At 36.4% G+C, this 20536-nt stretch carries 14 protein-coding genes; 11 read left to right on the top strand and 3 right to left on the bottom strand.

Annotated elements, in window-relative coordinates; all coding sequences use genetic code 11:
* The 9 genes from BMX83_RS10895 to addA all read left to right on the top strand — a co-directional run.
* On the top strand, positions 1-226 hold a 226-nt coding region (locus BMX83_RS10895; protein WP_177170497.1), incomplete at its 5' end, for a hypothetical protein.
* 240 nt (positions 227-466) lie between these two features.
* Positions 467-2335, top strand: coding sequence for a DNA primase (dnaG, locus tag BMX83_RS04590; protein WP_091633997.1), 1869 nt, complete (start codon positions 467-469; stop codon positions 2333-2335).
* Between the two features lie 25 nt (positions 2336-2360).
* Entirely contained in the window at positions 2361-3494 is a 1134-nt protein-coding gene (rpoD, locus tag BMX83_RS04585; protein ID WP_091633995.1) for an RNA polymerase sigma factor RpoD, read from the top strand.
* 169 nt (positions 3495-3663) lie between these two features.
* Positions 3664-4278 (top strand): 50S ribosomal protein L25, encoded by a 615-nt coding sequence (locus BMX83_RS04580; protein ID WP_091633992.1) that lies wholly within the window; start codon positions 3664-3666, stop codon positions 4276-4278.
* A 759-nt stretch (positions 4279-5037) separates the two neighbouring features.
* Positions 5038-5739: a tRNA (adenine(22)-N(1))-methyltransferase gene (locus BMX83_RS04575; protein WP_091633989.1), complete on the top strand. Its 702-nt coding sequence runs from the start codon at positions 5038-5040 to the stop codon at positions 5737-5739.
* Entirely contained in the window at positions 5736-6866 is a 1131-nt protein-coding gene (locus tag BMX83_RS04570) for a Nif3-like dinuclear metal center hexameric protein (protein WP_091633987.1), read from the top strand. The genes BMX83_RS04575 and BMX83_RS04570 overlap by 4 nt, the downstream gene beginning before the upstream one ends.
* Before the next feature lie 12 nt (positions 6867-6878).
* Positions 6879-8105, top strand: a complete 1227-nt coding sequence (gene pepT, locus BMX83_RS04565; RefSeq protein ID WP_091633984.1) for a peptidase T — start codon at positions 6879-6881, stop codon at positions 8103-8105.
* Positions 8106-8208: 103 nt separating this feature from the next.
* Positions 8209-11853, top strand: a complete 3645-nt coding sequence (locus tag BMX83_RS04560; RefSeq protein WP_091633982.1) for a PD-(D/E)XK nuclease family protein — start codon at positions 8209-8211, stop codon at positions 11851-11853.
* Positions 11850-15626 carry a helicase-exonuclease AddAB subunit AddA gene (gene addA, locus BMX83_RS04555; RefSeq protein ID WP_091633979.1) on the top strand — a complete coding sequence of 1259 codons (3777 nt, stop codon included), beginning with the start codon at positions 11850-11852 and terminating at the stop codon, positions 15624-15626. Before BMX83_RS04560 ends, addA begins: the two co-directional genes overlap by 4 nt.
* A 500-nt stretch (positions 15627-16126) precedes the next feature.
* On the opposite strand, the gene BMX83_RS04550 is transcribed toward addA, so the two are convergent.
* Genes BMX83_RS04550 through BMX83_RS04540 form a run of 3 tightly spaced genes read right to left on the bottom strand, consistent with a single transcriptional unit; the run spans position 16127 to position 18898 of the window.
* Positions 16127-17341 (bottom strand): putative glycoside hydrolase, encoded by a 1215-nt coding sequence (locus BMX83_RS04550; RefSeq protein WP_091634006.1) that lies wholly within the window; start codon positions 17339-17341, stop codon positions 16127-16129.
* A 4-nt stretch (positions 17342-17345) separates the two neighbouring features.
* Positions 17346-18242 carry a polysaccharide deacetylase family protein gene (locus BMX83_RS04545; protein WP_091633977.1) on the bottom strand — a complete coding sequence of 299 codons (897 nt, stop codon included), beginning with the start codon at positions 18240-18242 and terminating at the stop codon, positions 17346-17348.
* An 11-nt stretch (positions 18243-18253) separates the two neighbouring features.
* Positions 18254-18898: a YkyA family protein gene (locus BMX83_RS04540; RefSeq protein ID WP_091633974.1), complete on the bottom strand. Its 645-nt coding sequence runs from the start codon at positions 18896-18898 to the stop codon at positions 18254-18256.
* A gap of 237 nt (positions 18899-19135) precedes the next feature.
* Between BMX83_RS04540 and lspA the strand changes: the two genes are divergently transcribed.
* On the top strand, positions 19136-19612 hold the full coding sequence (gene lspA / locus BMX83_RS04535) for a signal peptidase II (RefSeq protein ID WP_091633971.1): 477 nt from the start codon (positions 19136-19138) through the stop codon (positions 19610-19612).
* Between the two features lies 1 nt (position 19613).
* Complete coding sequence (locus BMX83_RS04530) at positions 19614-20519, top strand: RluA family pseudouridine synthase (RefSeq protein ID WP_091633968.1); 906 nt, start codon at positions 19614-19616, stop codon at positions 20517-20519.
* Positions 20520-20536 lie beyond the last annotated feature (17 nt).

Below are 20536 nucleotides of genomic sequence, written 5' to 3'. Positions count from 1 at the left end.
TGTGGCCGCGATTATTTCTGCACGTAAGAACGGAACGTTCCTTAAAGCATTAACGGATAAGTTGCCTGAGCTTTCAACGAAACTCCAGCCGGAGTTTAAAGGCGCAGTGAAGGCGGCTTTGAAAAAAGTTAAACCTCAAGCCTCGATTGGTGTTAAATTTGGAAGAATAGCTAATTATGGCTCTACATCAAGCCCCATGGGTCAATTACAAAAATTATTCAATTAAGCTCTCTTTCTCAATCGTTAAAGGCGCTCGCAGAGCGACGAAACGATTGAGAAAGAGTTAAATAAAATGAGTGTTAATTATTTCTAGAATAACTTTCCGACAATAACTTTACACATACACTACAAGTCGAATGATTTTAAAAATAGTGTTATTGTGGTATACTAATGATTGATTATTATAGGGATAGTATGCTTTTCTTTTATTTCTATATAAACACCTAGTACAAGAAGGGGGATGAAAATGAGTAGAATACCTGAAGAAACAATTAATACGATTCGAGAGCAAACAGACATTGTTCAGGTCATTTCTCAATACCTTCAATTACGAAGTTCTGGACAAAACCTTTTTGCGTCCTGCCCCTTTCATGATGATAAAACACCCTCTTTTTCAGTGAGTAAAAAGAAACAGATTTATCATTGTTTCAGTTGTGGCAGAGGGGGCAATGTTTTTAGTTTTTTACAGGAAATTGAAGGCATATCTTTTGTTGAAGCTGTTGGACGAACGGCTGAACTTTCAAATATCGAAGTCGATCAGTCTCTGTTTGAACAGTCGAAATATAATCGGCCCAATGCGGATTCAACGAAAGGAAAGCTTTTAGCCGTTTATGAGAAGGCTCAACTTTTTTACCATCATATTCTTGTGAATACAAAAGCAGGAGAAGAAGCATTAAACTATCTTATTGATAGAGGAATAACTGAAGAGAGTATTGAAACATTCAAAATCGGCTTTTCTCCCCCAAAAAGAGAAGCGCTGAAAATGTATTTAGAAAATGAAAATTTAAGTGAGACAGATATTTTAAAGAAATCAGGTTTGTTTTCTGATAGGGACGATGATAAATTTTATGATCGGTTCACCAATCGTATCTTGTTTCCTATAATGGATGCAAAAGGACATACTGTTGCCTTTTCTGGTCGTGTTTTTTTAGAAAATAAGGATGATCAAAGAAGAACAGCCAAATATATGAATAGTCCTGAGACGGAAATATTTAATAAAAGGCGTATCTTGTTTAATTATGACAAAGCACGTCCCAATATTCGTCGTGAACAAGAAGTGTTTTTATTTGAAGGCTTCATGGACGTTATATCCGCTTGGCAGGCAGGCATTAAAAATGGATTAGCCACTATGGGAACAAGCTTGACAGAAGAACAGGTTCATACTTTAGATAAAGTGACAGACCATGTCGTTATTGCTTACGATGGCGATTCAGCAGGACTTGAAGCGATAAAGCGAGCAACGGAATTTATTACAGAAGAAACACATTTTTCAATTGAAATTGCTGCATTCCCAGAGAAAATGGATCCGGATGACTTTATACAAAGTAAGGGAATCGATGCTTTCAAAGACTTCCTCTCCCATGGGCGGGATACGTTGATGAGTTTTTTGATGAAGTATCACAAACAAGACATTAATTTAAGTAATGAAAGTGATCGATTAAAATATATAGATAAAGTGTTAGATGAATTAACCCGCGTTACATCAGCTGTGGAACGTGAGATGTATCTTAATCAACTCGCTGAAAATTTTGATTTATCTACAGAGTCTTTGAAAGAACAGATGCATGGACATATTGTTTCTAACCAAAAAGAACGTAGAAAAAAGCAGCGTAAAAGAAATGAAAATCAACCCAATAGACAACAGGAAGCACCTCAAGTTGTGCGTCAAAACAAGAGCAAATTGACAGCTGTCATGAAAGCTGAGAATGCTTTGTTGTATCGTTTGTTTACAAATGACGATGTATGGCAGAAAATAACATCACTTGAAAAAGAATTAAGCTTTTCTATTGAGTCAAATCAGCTTTTGTTTTTACTGTATGAAGAATTTTATCACTCATATGATAATCCAAACATGCATGCTTACATCGATTTTCTCCCTGATGAAAAACTCAAAAGTAGAGCGACGGAGATTATGATGCTAACTCTTTCAGAAGAAATCGCACCAGGGGAAATAGAAGATTATCTGGATTTGATTTGTAATCGTCAGCCACTTCAAGACCTTATACAAAACAAACGTGAAGAATTAGTGGATGCACAAAGAAGTGGAGATAAACAAAGACAACAATCTCTAAGTATTGAAATAATTAATTTATATCGTCAATTAAAAAATAAATAGAATTAATCAGGAGGCATGTCATTTTATGGCAAAAAATAAAAACAACAACAAGAATAAGCCTGAAGAAAAATATGAACTCGCAGTCGTTCGTTTCATAAAAGACTTAAAGAAGAAGAAGGAACAGACGGTTTCATATGTTAAAATAACTGATGAAGTAGCCAAACCCTTTGGATTAGAGAAAGAACAAATGGATGACTTGGTTCAAAAGTTAGAAGATGAAGGGATCGGCGTTGTCGACGAAGACGGGAACCCGTTAACTAAACAATTAAAGAAACAAGAAAAAGAAGCAGAAAAAGCTAAAAAAGAAGAGATGATCGCTCCTCCTGGCGTTAAAATCAATGACCCTGTTCGCATGTATTTAAAAGAAATTGGTCGCGTTGATTTACTCTCAGCTGCCGAGGAAGTTTCTTTGGCTAAGCGTATTGAAGCAGGCGAAGATTTGGCTAAGCAGGAACTTGCGGAAGCGAACTTGCGACTCGTTGTTTCAATAGCTAAACGATATGTCGGACGCGGCATGAGCTTTTTAGACCTTATACAAGAAGGAAATATGGGGTTAATGAAAGCCGTTGAAAAATTTGACTATGAAAAAGGGTTTAAATTTTCAACTTACGCAACATGGTGGATTAGACAAGCTATTACACGTGCGATAGCTGACCAAGCACGTACGATACGTATTCCTGTTCATATGGTTGAAACAATCAATAAACTCGTGCGTATTCAGCGTCAATTACTGCAAGATTTAGGTAGAGAGCCAACACCAGAAGAAATCGGTGCTGAAATGGATTTACCGACAGAGAAAGTTCGCGATATTCTGAAGATATCTCAAGAGCCCGTCTCTTTGGAAACCCCTATTGGAGAAGAGGATGATTCTCACCTCGGCGACTTTATCGAAGATGACGGAGCGACAAGCCCATCTGATAACGCTGCTTATGAGTTGTTGAAAAACGAATTAGAAGATGTCCTTGATACTCTGACTGACCGCGAAGAAAACGTCTTGCGTTTAAGATTCGGTCTGGATGATGGACGTCAACGTACATTGGAAGATGTAGGTAAAGTGTTTGGTGTTACAAGAGAACGTATTCGTCAAATCGAAGCAAAAGCTCTAAGAAAATTACGCCATCCTAGTCGTTCTAAGCAATTGAAAGACTTTTTGGAATAAACACTCTAATAGTGAACAAGCAGAGATAAGCGAAAGAAGACCTGTAAAGTAAAAGTTCTTGTCGCTTTTCTTTGCAATCTGTTCGCAATTTTGGTATACTAATTTCTGGCTTGTTCAGTTAATGAAATATGCTAAATACTTAAAATAAAATCGTGGAAGGTGAAGTTTTATGAAATTAACAGCGACAAAACGTACAGAAACTGGAACATCTGCTTCAAAAAGAGCTAGAGCAGAAGGAAAAATCCCTGCAGCTATTTATGGTAGAGAAGTAGAAACAGTGCCTGTTTTATTAAATGAAAAAGAATTGGAAATGACTTTACGTGAAGTTGGATCCAACGGTGTATTCAAAGTAGACGTTGACGGAGAAACGTATGATGTTTTCGTTAAAGATAAGAAAAATGCTGCTTTGAAACCTGAAATTTACCATGTAGACTTGCTTGCCTTTACTAAAGGTCAGAAAGTAAACATGACAATTCCTGTTTATGTTAACGGCGAAGAAGAAATCAAAGAAGGTATCGTTTCACAATCAATCTCTGAATTGGAAGTAAACGTAGCACCTGCTAACGCTCCTTCAGAATATATTGTAGACGTTAGCGAGATGGAAATCGGAGATGCTAAGCATGTTTCTGATATCGTTATTGCTGATGACGTTGAGTTGTTGACAGACACTGAATTAACAGTTGTATCTGTATCAGCACCACAAATCGAAGAAGAACCAGAACCAACTTCTGATGACGAAATGCCTGAACCAGAAGTTATCGGAGAAGACAAAGATTCAGAATAATACCATTTTGGATTCTTGTTTAATTTGATAGTTAATAAAGCCGAGAAGCTTATGTGCAAACATAAGCTTCTCGGCTTTTTTTTATAGTTTAAGTGCTAGTCGCCCAAGATGGATGATGCTTTGTTACTCAGATGATGCCGATTAGTTTAATCCTTTACTTTAAAAAGAATGTTCAACTCTTATCAGTGTTGATTTTGAAACAAAAATACTGGTAAAAAGACGACTATGACTATTGTGTGGATGCACGAAAAAAACCGCCACAATAGGACCGTTTGAATCATGATAAGGCTTATTTCTAGAATTAAAAGTGTAAATCCCTTATAATAATTGTACGTGCATCAAATAGTTGTTTAAATGAGATTAAATATAGGAGGAAGTAACATGGAAAATGAAAAAGAGAATAAAATGAATAATGATGTGGAAAGAGAACATGATAAATTAAAAAAACAGAATTAAAAAACGAATCAAAAAAAGATGATATGGATTCTTTGAATAACTATAATGGGATAAGGGGGCAAAATCCCAACAGAAAAGACAATCCGCATGTAGAAGATAGCTCAGATTAAGAGAGAAGAACTCTTGGCTATCAGTTAATCAGGGTACACCAGACTAATTGTGGCTTAGAAAAAAATGAACAAGTCTAATACCTTTTATTAACGAGAGGTGTTAGACTTTTTTAGATGTTATTAAAAACGCGAAGACTCTTTCCAATTCAACAAAAAAACTGGTAAAATAAAGAAAGAAGATAAGAGGTGACATATGAATTCAGTAAATTTATCCAAACGACTTCAAGTTGTTGCGGATTACGTTGAAAAAGATGCAAGAGTGGCAGATATTGGTTCAGATCATGCCTATTTGCCGTGCTATTTAGTACAAAAAAACCAGATTGATTATGCAGTAGCAGGTGAGGTGGTAAAAGGCCCCTTTTTAAATGCAGTAAATGAAGTATCTAAATTAGGGTTAAAAGAAAAAATCCATGTGCGTTTGGGTGATGGATTAGAGGTGTTGACCGAAAAAGATGGAATAGACACAATAACTATTGCAGGTGTGGGCGGCCCGCTTATTGTACATATCCTTGAAGAAGGGAAACAGCAGAATAAACGCTCTGGTGAAGAAACACTTATACTACAGCCGAATATCAATGAGCGTAGCGTACGAGAATACCTTAAGAATGAATTATACGCAATTGTATCTGAGACTATTTTAGAAGAAAATAATAAACGCTATGAAATTATTAAAGCAGAACCTGTAGCTGAAAAAGTAGATTATTCTGAAGTGGACCTACTTTTCGGGCCCTTATTGAGTGAAGAAAAATCTCAAATTTTTATAGATAAATGGAAAAGTGAAGCTAAAAAATATGAGTATATTGTTACACAAATGAAGAAAGCAGACCAAACGAATAAAAAGAAATTGAAGGAGCTAACCGAGCGATTGAATCTAATCAAGGAGATGATAAAGTGAGTGATGTAAAGGTTTCGGATATCATCAGTCAAATGGAATACTTAGCGCCAACAGATTTGGCAGAAGATTGGGATCCCATCGGACTGTCATTTGGACGTTTGAAGCAACACGTTAAGCGAATACTCGTAGCTCTAGATGTCGATGAAAATACTATCCAAGAAGCCAAGAGGAAAAAGGCCGATTTAATCCTTACCCATCATCCAGCTATTTTTGGTTCACAAAAAACACTGAATCAGGAAGATGAAAGAAGGAAACACTATATTGATTTAATAAAATCAGATATTGCTGTTTACTCTGCGCATACTAATTTAGATGCTGCGGATGGGGGAATGAATGATTGGTTGGCAGATAGTCTAGGCCTTAAAGCAGCGGATCGCAAAATTCTATCCGTCAGTTTAAAGCGAGTCTACAAAAAACTCGCAGTTTATGTTCCTGATTATGCGTCAGAAAAAGTAAGGAAGGCCCTTCATCATGCAGGTGCAGGAGAAGTAGGGAATTATACAGATGTTTCTTACACGTTGGATGGCTATGGACGTTTCACACCACAAGAAGGTGCTGAACCAGCAGAAGGAGAAGTAGGTAAAGCAGAAAAGATACATGAAGAGCGTATTGAGATGATGATCAAAGATACGGATGTATTTAACTGTTTATCCGCATTGAAAGAAGCACATCCTTATGAGGAACCCGTTTTTGATTTATATACACTGGAACATAAATATCAATCATTTGGCTTAGGACGTTCAGGAGATCTAGAAACCCCATTAACTGCTAAAAAACTTGCAGAAAAAATAAACGAACAGTTTGATGTTGATGGCGTAAGATATGGAACAGTCGACCCAAATCGCGTACACAAAAAGATAGCAGTACTAGGTGGAGCAGGAGAAAAGTTTTATAAAGAGGCACTAAATAAAGGGGCAACACTTTATATCACAGGAGACATTTCTTATCATGGTGCTCAAGACATGTTAAGAGAGGGACTCGATTTTATAGATGGTGGCCATTATATGGAAGCAATCGCTGTGCCTAGATTAGTCGATTATTTGAATCAGTGTAAAACAGAAAAAAAATGGGACATAGAAATAATGAAAGCAGAAGACCAAAAAGATGTCTTTTCTTATATTAAATAGAGGCGGGATAAAATGTATGATAATTTAGTGGAACGTTTTTTGAAATATGTAAAAATAGAAACACGATCGGATAGTACATCTACCACAGTACCTTCGACTCAATCACAAGTAGAATTCGCTAAGGTCTTAATGAGTGATTTAGATGATGTGGGTATGGAAGAAATAGAATATAACGAGGCAAACGGGTTTGTTACAGCGACCCTACCAGCAAATACAGACAAAGATATTCCCGTTATTGGCTATATCGCTCACATGGATACAGCAGATTTCAATGCAGCGAACGTTGAACCTAAAATCCATAAAAATTATGATGGTGAAGAGATAATACTAAATGAAGATAAAGGTATTAAATTATCTCCAAAAGATTTTCCAAATATGAGAAATTATATTGGACAGACATTAATTACAACTGATGGGACAACGTTGCTTGGCTCAGATGACAAGTCTGGCATTGCGGAAGTATTCTCTGCAATGGAATGTTTGATTGCAAATCCCGATGTTAAACATGGTAAAATTCGTGTTGCTTTTGGACCGGATGAAGAAATTGGCGTAGGAGCTGACCGATTTGATGTTGATCATTTTGGAGCAGATTTTGCCTACACTATTGATGGCGGACCTGTTGGTGAATTGCAATTTGAGAGTTTCAATGCAGCCGGTGCGAATGTGTTGATTCAAGGGAAAAATGTGCATCCCGGTACCGCTAAAGGTAAAATGGTCAATGCTTTGAAATTAGCACTATCATTTGATGAAGCTTTACCTGATCATGAAGTCCCTGAACAAACCGAAGGCAGAGAAGGATTTTTCCATCTTCTAGGCATGACAGGGACAGTGGAAGGTGCAAGCATGAACTATATTATTCGTGACCATGATAAGGAATTATTTATCAAACGGAAACAGCTCATGCGTGATATCGCAATAAGATTAAATGCGCCATTTGAAGAAGAGCGTGTTAAAGTTGTCATGGATGATTCTTATTACAATATGCGTGAAATTATTGAAAAAGATATGAGACCTGTTGATTTAGCTGAACAAGCCATGAAAAATCTAGATATAGAGCCAGATATTAAACCAATCAGAGGTGGAACGGATGGTTCTAAAATTTCATTTATGGGACTCCCAACACCAAATATTTTTGCAGGTGGAGAGAACTTTCACGGTAGATATGAATTTGTTACAGTTGAAAGTATGGAAAAAGCAACCAATGTCCTTGTAGAAATTGCACGTATAGCAGCTGAATAAATGGTTGAGAGGATTGAGAGTATAGATACTTTCTTTCCTTTCTTCTTTATCTTTATTTATATCGAGAGAAGTCAAAACTTTTCTAAGAGAAAGGAGTACTTCAATGAGTCTACAATTTATATTGGGGCGTTTACATACCAATAAAAAAGACCATATTTATAACCAACTTGTAGAGTGGTCACAAGAAAATAGCGACCATAATGTGTTTTACTTAGTCCCAGACCATATAAAGTTTGAGTCAGAAATGAATATACTTGAATATATTAAAGCAGGGCAGCCTGATCGTTCTAACCAGTATGCGGGGATGATTAATCTTCAAGTTTTCAGTTTTAGTCGTTTAGCCTGGTATTACCTTCAAGATACAGTTATTTTTAATCAGTCTCAATTGACTGAAGCCGGCTTAGCCATGCTTATTCGTAAGATTTTAAGAGAAAAAGAAGAAGAGTTAACCATATACAGAGGAGAGAGCCGTAAACCTGGTTTCGTTGAAAAACTAACGACCTTGTTTATGGAAATGAGAAACGGACGCATACTTCCAGATGATTTAAATGATTTATTTATTAATGAACACACAGATACAAAGGAAGTATTAACGAATGATTTAAAATTAAAATTAGAAGATGTTAGAGCATTGTATGCGGCTTTTATAGAACAACTTGTTGGTAAATATATAGAAAAAGAAGATGTTATGGAAGCACTCATAAACGAAGTGAAATCTAGGGATATGAGTCAAACACAAATTATTATCGACCATTTTGATAGTTTTTCTGCTCAAGAACAAGCACTGATTCTTGAACTAGTAGAACAGTCAAAAGATGTAAAAATTTCTCTGACGTTGGATAAAAAATATGCAGTTACACCTCCTGAATTAACAGATTTCTTTTATGAAACAGGAATGACTTACTATCGTTTGTACCAACAAGCAAGAGAAAGAAAGCTCAAAATAAACTATGATGTTCTACTACAAGAGAAGAGTAGCGAGCAGTGTAAAGAGTTGACTACCTTTGAAACGTATTGGGTAAACAGTTTTGAGTTTTCGTCTGAAAACACAACACCAACAGCAAGTACCGTAGGGAATTGTATTGAAATAAGAGCTGCAGAGAACAAACAAGCCGAAGTGTTGCATGCGGCAACTACAATAAAAAAACTAGTTGCAAATAGCAATTATAGATATAATGATATTTTGGTTGTCTCTCGCGTTTTGGATGATTATAAAAAAATGATTGAAGCAACGTTTGCTGAAAATAACATTGAATTGTTTGTTGACCAAGCCGATTCAATGTCAGGACATGCGCTTGTTGAAATGATAAAGAGTCTCTTTTTAATACATAAGAGATACTGGCGATATGATGACATTATGCGTTTCTTAAAGACTGAATTATTGATTCCGATACTTACAGATGAAAGTTTGCCGAAAGATAATTTAAAAAAGCTGTCTTTTTGGACAATGAAGGGGAAAGAGTGGCGCAAGCAACTTGATATTTTAGAAAACGTAATGCTTGCTTATGGTTATGAAGGCCGAGAGTGGGTTCAGGACAGAGAATGGATTTATGCTCGTTTTCAAATAGAGGATATGGATGAGCAACTTGATGCTGATAAGCATATGCAGAAAATAGCAAATCAAACAAAAAATCAGATACGAGGTATTTTGTTACCTTTTTATAAACAACTAAAAAATGTTAAAACTAACCGAGAAGCTGCGCGACTTCTGTATCAATTTATGGACAAGCAAGGCGTTAACGACCAGCTCTTATACTGGCGAGATCAAGCTATTGAACAGGGAGACCTTGATGAGGCTAGGAAACATGAGCAAGTCTGGCAAACGTTTATACAATTGTTGGATGAGTTTGTAGATGTACTTGGAGAAGAACCATGGGATATGGATTCTTTCTTATCTATCTTGGAGACAGGATTTGAACAAGCAACCTATAGTATCGTTCCCCCAAGTATTGATCAAATCATGTTTACAAATTTTGATAAATCAAGGATAAACACAAAAAAGATTGTGTTTATTCTTGGTATGACAGATACTAAACTCCCTATGAATCAAGAGAATGATTCGATATTAACTGATGAAGATAGGGAAAAATTAGCTCACTTTCTTTCTGAAGATAAATATTTGGCACCTACAACGAGTGGGCGCTTAGCTAGTGAACCTTTTACCGCTTACTCGGCTTTTATGAATGCTTCGGAACGCTTGATTTTTAGTTATCCTATAAAAAATGATGGGTCAGGAGATAATCAATTAAGTCCTTATATAGAAAGGATTAGTAGACAATTAAATATTCCGATCAAAAAGCTTAATGCTGAGCCCGAACAGTCATCAGAAAATCCAATTGAAACATACTCAACTTTTATTGGCTCCCGTCGAGAAACAATTGGGCATATGGTGAATGTTTTAAGAGAAGGTATTGATAAGGAAAAACAACCTTCGCTTTTTTGGATTAAACTTTACCAGCAGTTAATTAAGAATGCGAGCATAGTCGAGAGAAAAATATTCAATAGTTTAGAATACACCAATATACCTAAACGGCTTGACTCAGAACTCGCAGAAAAATTATATGGTCGAGATTTGTATTTATCTGTATCACAACTTGAGAGTTTCTATCTAGATCCTTATAGTCATTTCTTACGTTATGGATTAAAGCTTAAAGAGCGCACAATTCAAGAATTGACACCGGCAGAAACGGGAACATTCTATCACGATGCTCTGGATAGTATTTTCAAAACGATTGTTAAAAGAAATCTAAGTATAAATGAACTATCTGAAGAAAAGTTAAATGATTTAACTACTGAGGTATTAAATGAACTCTACGATAAAAATAAATTCCGCTTGTTGTCGATGTCTAATAGAATGAAATTTATACGAAAACAATTAAGTGAGACGATTCGACAGATGATGTGGGCGATTGCGAATCAAACACGACGGTCTCGTATGACACCCCAAAAATCTGAAGTGCTTTTTGGGCGAATTGCAGGCCAACAAGGTATCGAAGGGCTTTCATTTCCTCTAAATAACGGTGGTAAACTACATGTTAGAGGGAAAATAGATCGTCTGGATGCTGTAGAAATTGATAATCAGCTTTACATTAGTGTCGTGGATTATAAATCTGGAGACAAAAAACTTGAATTTGATGAAATTTATCATGGTTTGATGATGCAACTACTTACTTATCTCGATACAGGTATTGAATATTCAGAAGAATTATTTGGTAGAAAAGCAAAGCCCGCGGGCGCTTTTTATGCACAAGTCAAAAACCCTCTGCTTGATGCGCGATCAATGAAAGGGAAAGATTGGTTAAATGAAATGCTTAAGCAGTTTAAGATGAAAGGCATACTGCTCAACGAAGAAGAATTATTGAATACTATCGATCGGACTCTAGATAATGGCATAAAGTCCTTAGTATATCCTCTGGAAAAATTAGCAAAAGGAAAACTTAAAGGTTCTTTTATAACGTTTGATGACTTGGAGTTACTTTTAAAACATCATAGGCATAGAATAAGAGAGGCTGGAAATCTGATCCTGTCCGGGGAGAATCAACTGGCTCCTTTCTATGAGAAAAAAAAGTATACGCCTACAACGGTTGGTAATGAGTATCATCCAATATCACAATTTGATGTGCTTCTGCCTAATAATCAGAACGCTTACCGAAATATATCCAAAATAAAAGATCAAAATGAATTGATTGAAAAGCTTAAACAAAAATATCAGATTATTGAACCTAAGAAGGAGGACGGTAATGTATGAGTATGATACCAAAAAAACCAGCAAAGACTCCGTTTACTGATCATCAGTGGCAGGCGATTCATGATGAAGGGAAAAATTTATTGGTTTCAGCCTCTGCAGGATCAGGGAAAACAACCGTCCTTGTCCAACGGGTGATTGAAAAGATAAAAAAACAAACAGATATCAATCAATTATTAGTTGTAACATACACCAATGCAGCCGCTAGAGAGATGAAACATCGTATTCAATCAGCTATTCAAAAAGAAATTAATCAGTGTGACGAACAAGAACAAAAGCGTCATTTGATTCGTCAAATCCCTATGCTTGGTCATGCGGATATTTCAACATTGCACTCCTTTTGTTTGAAAGTAATACGTAGATATTACTATCTGATTGATTTTGATCCTGTGTTTCGTTTGTTAACTGATGATACTGAGATTGCTTTAATGAAAGAGGATGTTTGGGAAGAGTTAAGAGAAGAGCTTTATGGGAACGATGATGAATTATTTGAAGAACTCGCTAAGGCGTACTCTTCTGATAAAAATGATGATGGACTGACAACTTTAATTCTTTCACTATACGAATTCTCACGTGCAAATACTGATCCTTTAAAATGGCTGTCAGATTTAACGCAAATGTATAAGGTTAATGGGGAGGATTTAGGAGAAAGCTTCGTCTTTCAGAAACTATTAAAATCTCAACTTTTAAGTACCTTAAAAACGATGGATGATCTGCTTGATGATGCCATCGCTATGGGGAATAATGAAGAAGAGTTGGGAAAAACACTTAAAATACTTATAGATGAACGCGAGCATGCTAAAGAACTGCAAACACTTGTCAAGGACAACGATTTAAAAGAAGCATACTTGTGTATAGAAAACTTCTCTCATGCTAGATGGTATGTTCCAAATAAAAAGACAACATCCGAAAGTGTAAAAGAGATGGGTAAAGAGATGCAAGTCTTCCGAAAAAAAGCAAAAGATTTATATAAAGAAATGGAAAGTGATATCTTTTCGTTTACACCCGATGAGCATTTAGAAAATATGTCGAGAGTGAGTCTCCTTGTAGAAGAAATGGCTCGAGTAACAAAACTTTTTTATGAACGCTATAAAAACCATAAAGCTGATAAGAAAGTACTGGACTTCAATGATCTTGAACATTTAACGCTACGAATTCTTTCTATTGAAACTGAAGATGGTAAAGAACCTTCAGAAGCAGCTATTCATTATCGCAGCCAATTTAGTGAAGTAATGATTGATGAGTATCAAGATGTAAATCAGATACAAGAAGAAATACTGAAGTGGGTTACGCAGCCTGAATCTTTAAATGGTAATCAATTTATGGTTGGGGACGTCAAGCAATCCATTTATTCATTCCGTTTAGCTGATCCAAGCCTATTTATAGAAAAATATGAACAATACGAGAAAAAAGAAAAAGGCGAACGGATCATACTTGCTGAAAACTTTCGCTCTCGGCCCGAGGTTTTATCATTTACTAATTTCATTTTTGATCAGTTGATGGATAAAGAAGTTGGTGAGTTAACTTACGACAAGTCTGCTAAGTTAATCAATGGCTACACCTCTTTTCCAGAGTCTAGTGATTTCAATGCAGAATTATTGATTTATGAATCCAAGGTAGAAGAATCAGAGGATGATGAGGACACCGTATCGTCGTCTTTCAGTGTTGACTCAAAGACAAAAGGCGAATTATATATGGTCGCTAATAGAATTTTAGATATGTTAGCGTGTGGCTATGAAATTTACGATAAAAAATTGGAAAAAATGCGTCTATTAGAATTGCGAGATATCGTTCTTTTGACACCTACAAAGAAAAATAATTTAGACATCCAGGATGTATTCAAGCAGTTGGATATACCAACTGCTGTAAAAGATACTCAAAATTACTTTCAAACAACAGAGATAACCATTATGATGTCTATTTTGAAAATAATTGATAATCCATATCAAGATATTCCTCTTGTGGCGGTTCTGCGTTCTCCGATCGTAGGCTTGAATGAAGTGGATTTAACGCATATTCGTATTACTGATAAACAGTCTTCATATTACGAAGCGCTTGTTCAATTTGCAGGTAAAGACGATTTCGAGGCCACACGGAATCTTCACTTACAGGAAAAAGTTCGAGTATTTCTAGAAATATTTGAAAAATGGAGGAGGCAGTCACGGAGGCAATCGCTTGTTGATCTCATTTGGATGATATTTGAAGATACCGGCTTTTTACATTATGTGGGCGGGATGAGCTCTGGGAGACAACGAAAAGCTAACCTGCATGCATTATATGAAAGGGCAGCAGCTTATGAAAAAACTTCTTTCAAAGGGTTATTTCAATTTATTCGATTCATTGAAAAAATGCAGAAAAAAGATAAGGATTTAGCTGAACCTCAAGCAATTTCTGATGATGAGAATGCGGTTCGTGTGATGACAATACATGCAAGTAAGGGATTGGAGTTCCCTGTTGTATTCATACTCGATATGACAAAGAGATTCAATCTTACGGATGTGAGAACGCCGGTTATTTTTGATGAAGAGTATGGTGTAGGTGCTGAATACCGTGATTTAAAAACACGTGAAAGAAAAACGACTCTACCAGAGAAGGGCCTTAAGCATAAAAAGAAAGCAAAAATTCTATCAGAACAAATGCGTGTCTTATACGTAGCGCTAACTCGGGCTGAGCAGAAATTGATATTAGTTGGTTCTTACAAGAACAAAGAAACTGCCTTGTCACGGTGGGGGCTTGTTGGCGGGCATCCTAAGCGTGTTTTGCCGTCGGATTTGCGTATGAGCGCCCAAGGGCTTATGGATTGGATAGGTTATAGCATCATACGACATAAACATATGGATGAACACCGCTCAGTTCAGTCAGAAAATAGCGAGATACATTCTTATGATACATCATTTTCTGTGGATTTTTATACACAAGATGAGCTAGAGGACGCTTTGCTTTCTCGTCAGAAAATAGAGACATCTGATTGGTATCCAAAATTAAAGGAAGGAACCATAAATCTTCCTGCTGATGAAGAAATTAAAGAGGCTATAAAAAAGGCTAGCAAAATTATGAATCAACCTTATTCTTATCAAATAGCCACGCAAACGACAAGTTACCAGTCAGTATCAGAGATTAAACGCTTATTTGAGGAACCGGATGATGGCCAAATGGTTAAAATTGATGTCACAAAACCTAGACAGGTAAATCGTTATGTCGAAGATCAATTAAGCCGACCAACATTTATTCAAGAAGACCTTACACCTACAGCTGCCGAAATAGGCCAAGCGACACACCTCGTTTTACAAACGCTTGATTTAACTGAAACACCCACAAGAGAGTCGGTTGAATTAGTTATTGGTCATTTAGTTAAAGAAAAGATTTTTACACTGGATTTATCTGAAAGTATTCGTATAAATGAAATCCTGCAATTCTTTACTACGTCATTTGGCCAATATATCCTTGAGCATTCTTCTAAAGTTAAAAGAGAAGTGCCGTTCTCATTACTTATGGAGGCAAAGGAAATATTTAATGACATGGAAGAGTTGGACGATTATGTCTTGATTCATGGTATTATTGATGGTTATATTGAGCGAAAAGATGATATCATTTTATTTGACTACAAGACAGATAGGGTTGCACATTTAGGACAATTAGCTGGCGAAGAAATGCTAAAGAAGTACCGCGGACAATTAACCTTATATAAACGGGCGTTGGAATCCATTCTTAAGAAGCCGGTTTCTGAATCTCATCTGGTAATGCTTAATATCAGTGAGACCGTAAGAGTAAGATAAATTATTTGATTAGTGATATTATAGCTGAAAATATTGGTTCGACTACACTTTTGTTGTGAAATAAAGGTGTAGTCGTTTTTTTCGTTAATATATATAGAAATGAGAAGTAAAATTCTATAATAGGGTGATTTATAACAGGTTTGACCAATTTGCATCAACTATTATTGAGAAGTGTCCGAAGTCGAACCAGGTTCGGACAGTGGGGCATTAAGCAAGTAGTCGAATGTGTCGAAGATGAGCGTGTTCGACCAATTTGGATTAACTATTATTGAGAAGTGTCCGAAGTCGAACCAGGTTCGGACAGTGGAGTATGAAGCAAGTAGCCGAATGTGTCGAAGATGAGTGTGTTCGACTGTTTTGCATTAACTATTATTGAGAAGTGTCCGAAGCCGATAAGGAAGAAGTCGAAGGGATTCGTCTTCATACAACAAGTGAAAGTATTTAAAACAAAAGAAAGAAGCTGAGAGGTCATCTCAGCTTCTTTACAAAAATATTAGTTATTAATCAAAACTGTATTGTGCGCCTTCGGAATAAGTGTTAGCGGCATCCCACAGTAGGAACTCATTTACGCCATTATCATTTAGTGCACGAATTTGTTCACTAACTTCTGGAGCACCATAATTTTTATACCAGCCAGAACCTAAATATGAAGCCGTAAAGTCTTGAATCCATGGACGAGAAATTGGCGCATCATCACCTAAGTTATCCAATACTTCATTTTCATATTCTAAATAATTTGCTACAACGTTATAAGGTTCTAAATCCGGCTTGGCGATACCGAGCGAGCCAGGACCCCAATGACTAGGATAGATCATAGAAGAAATCACATCAACATTTTCAGATATACGAGAGAAGTTTTGACCGATACCAGGTGTTTCTTCAACAGTAGCTGAGTAGCCAAAAATATCTACCGATAAATCAACATCGAAAGGTTGAAGTTCTTGGTGTGCATATTCAACAAAATCTATTACTGCTTCAACTCGTTTTTTCACACTATTTAAATCGCTATCTGTATAGTCACCTAAAGAATACGTGAGCTCATCATCACGTAATTCAAATCCTTCAGCAAAACGTACGTAATCGAATTGGATATCTTTGAATCCCATTTTAGCTGCTTCTTTAGCTATCTCAATATTATAATCCCATACTTCTTTCATAAATGGATTCACAAATCCATGACCTGCACGGTTTGTCCATACGGAACCATCAGGATTTTTAAAAGAAAGGTCGGGACGCTCTTTTGCAAGAAGTGAATCCTTGAACACTACGATACGTGCGATAGGGTAGATATCATTTTCTTCCAAATGAGCCATCAATTCTGTTGGGTCAACCCAGTTCTTCATATTCTCATTAATCATTTCATCTTCAGACTCAAAAGGCATGGTAATAAAACCAGTGTCATCCTTAACATCAATCACCATTGAGTTTAATTCGGTATTGTTAAGTAAGTTGGTCAAAGGTTCCATACGAGCACCACCAGCAGAGTTTGCTGTCACGAAGACACCCTTGACGCCGTCTTTTGGATAGTCAATATCCACGCCACTGTCATATTTAAATTGACTAGGGAACTCATCAGGAACTTGAAGTAAAGGCTCAGTATTCAATGTTAGATAAGTCGTTTCTGATGCTTCTTCTTGTTCGTCTGCATGTACAGTTGTGTTTACGAGTCCACTCAATGTTAAAACAGCAGCAGAGCCAAAAAGTGTGTGTTTCATGAAGTTACTCATTCGTTTGTTCCTCACTTTCTTTAGCTACAGACTGAATCAATTGGGGGTCCAGTAGTTCGTAGTCTTTCTCTCTTAACCCATCAATAATCGCAGGGGTAGCTTCTGTTGTCCAAGTTCTGTCGTGCATCAATAAATTGGATCCTGGGACAAGAAGGTTTGTGTTCAACATAATATCTGTTAATGCCTCTGCATTTTGATACTCAGTTTCCCAATCATAGCCATATGTCCAATTCATTAAGGACATGCCTTCTTCTTCAACCAATTGTTTTGAATAATCCGTATTTTGACCAAAAGGAGCTCTAAAGAAACGGGGAGGGGTGCCCGTGATTTCTTCTACTAACTCACTTGTTCTAGTGATTTCCTCTTTTTGTTTTTCTTCAGAAATAGCCTGTAAGTTGGCGTGGGTTTGGGTGTGGTTACCGATAGTAAAGCCCATGTCATAAATTTCTTTAAGTGTTTCTTTTCCTTCATCATCCTCTAAGTACATGCCGTTGACAAAGAAGATCGCTGGTGCATCTTTTTCGATCAAAATATTAGCAATCTCAAGGGCGTGCTTGTCGGGAGCGTCGTCATACGTTAGCAGGGCGACATTTTTATTGGCTTCTTTACCATCCAAGACACTGAGATAAGCAAGATTATCGGTTACTTCGTATAAGTGCTCAGGTGTTTCTTTTAAATCATCATTAATTTTTTCATCAGCATTTTCGTCCGTCTCTTCAGATGCGTCATCAGAATTGTCAATCGTTTCAGTATTTTCTACTTCTGTAGCGGACTCTTCTTCTATATCTTCAGTATCGTCTACTTCAATTGTGCCCTGACTTTCTTCATCTCCACAAGCGGATAGCAGTAGAGTTGATGTGAGTAGGGTAGAAAGGATCATTTTTTTCATCATTTATTCTCCTATTCTTTTTCGCTAAGTTCTGTTTCAATAGATGATTGTAATGTTTTAAGCTGTTCATCCATTGTGACAAGTGTATTATCAAGAGTCATTAGCGGTTCATTTAGATTCTCACGCTTGTCATTCAATGATTTAATACCATCAACAAAATCTTGGTAAGTAGCCTCATCTTTAGAAATGTCAGAGAAAAATTCTCTTTCGTCAGTTAAGGACTGGTTATAAGACTCTGTATAGTTCATTAGGTTGGTTTCAAAGTCATCGACAGCAGTGTTGACGTCTTTGATTTCACTCGAATCAAGTAACTCACCCTCGTAGGATTTTAATACATCCTGTTGAGATTGAAAGTCTTCTGTTATATTTTTAAGTTCATTAAGTATGTCTTCTCGTTTTTCAATGTTTTCAAAAACAGGTGAGGATTCATCTTTTAAAGTAGATAATTCGCCATCCGTTTCCAGGGTCTCATTAAATTGTTCCTGTAATTCTGTTTCAGTTTCTGCAAGTTTATTTAATTCGTTTACTGTGTCATCGGCTATCCGTTCGATTTCACTTGTTGCCTCTTGCATACTATCTAAATTTTCTGAATCACAACCAGCCAGTAAAATAGGGATTGCTGATAATGAAAGAAGTGACCAACCTTTTTTTATCATTTATTAAACTCCTTCTACTTTTAGAACTTATAGTTATAATTTAAAGTACTTTGTAGAGTATAGCAAATATTTGTAACGTTTAAAACAACTTTATAGGTATAACTAAGTAAATATAATAATTATGTAGAAAACTTATTTTTTATCATTTATAAAATAATGATTATATCAAATGAAGGTGGGTTTTAGTCTAGAAATATTGTACAATAATAAAGAGGTTTAATAGTAAAGGAGTTTATTATGTTAATATATTATATTATTTCGCTCGTCGTCATCGGAATTGATCAAATTACCAAGTATTTAACACTCGAAAACATACCATTGCATGAAAATATAGAAGTGATTCCATCTATTTTATCGTTCACTTACTTTAAAAATACAGGAGCTGCTTGGAGTATTCTTGAGGGGCAAATGATTTTTTTCTACATCGTTACGTTTATAGTCGTTGGGGTTATCGTTTACTATATGCAAACGCAAGGTAGGAACGATAAAAAATTTGCCTTTGCGCTAAGTTTGATTTTAGGTGGCGCAATCGGTAATTTTATTGATCGCCTGCTACTTAAATATGTGGTCGATATGATTCGACTGGAATTCATTGATTTCCCTATCTTTAATGTCGCAGATATGGCATTGACTATGGGAGTTGCATTTATGATACTTTACTTGTTTTATGATGAATGGAAAGAACACAAACAAAAGAAAGTTGGAATGAAGTAAAATGGATAAGACAAAGCAGTATCAAATATCAAATGAAACCGGACGTTTAGATAAATATTTAAGCAAAGCGTTGAACGAGCATTCACGTAGTCAAGTGCAAACGTGGATAAAAGAAGGTTTGGTCACAGTAAATGAAGAAGCGGTTAAAGCAAATTATAAAGTCCAAGCGGGTGATCTGATAAAGGTTACAATAAAGGAACCAGAAGAGATTGATGCTAAGCCGGAAGACTTAGATATTTCGATTGTTTATGAAGATGCCGATGTTGTTGTGGTTAACAAGCCATCTGGCATGGTCGTGCATCCATCCATTGGTCATGCAAGCGGCACGCTTGTCAATGCCTTGTTGTATCATGTTGACGATTTGTCTGGAATTAATGGTAAAATCAGACCGGGCATTGTCCATCGTATTGATAAAGATACGTCAGGCTTGTTGATGGTGGCCAAAAACGATTTGGCTCACGAAAAACTAGCGAAGCAGTTACAAGAAAAATCTGCTGGACGTGAGTATATTGCGCTTGTTCATGGTGATATCGAAAACGACAAGGGAACCATTGATGCCCCCATAGGCAGAGATCCTAAAAACCGTAAAAAATTTACAGTTATCGAAGGCGGTAAAGCTTCTGTAACGCATTTTGAAGTTATTGAACGCTTTGGTGAATATACATTGTTGCGTCTTAACTTAGAAACAGGACGGACGCATCAAATTAGGGTTCATTTAGAATATATTGGCCATCGTATGGCTGGGGACCCACTGTATGGTCCACGAAAAACATTGGACGGACAAGGACAGTTTTTACATGCTGCCTCTTTGAGTTTCGACCATCCGCGTACTGGCGAGCATATGACATTTAAAGCTGATTTACCTGAGACATTTAAAGAAACACTTGAATGGGTGAAAAGACGCTAGATTATGAAAGGAGTAAA

The sequence above is a fragment of the Alkalibacterium gilvum genome (assembly GCF_900109085.1).
Taxonomy (GTDB): Bacteria; Bacillota; Bacilli; order Lactobacillales; family Carnobacteriaceae_A; genus Alkalibacterium; species Alkalibacterium gilvum.
This window is presented reverse-complemented; position numbering and strand designations above follow the sequence as displayed.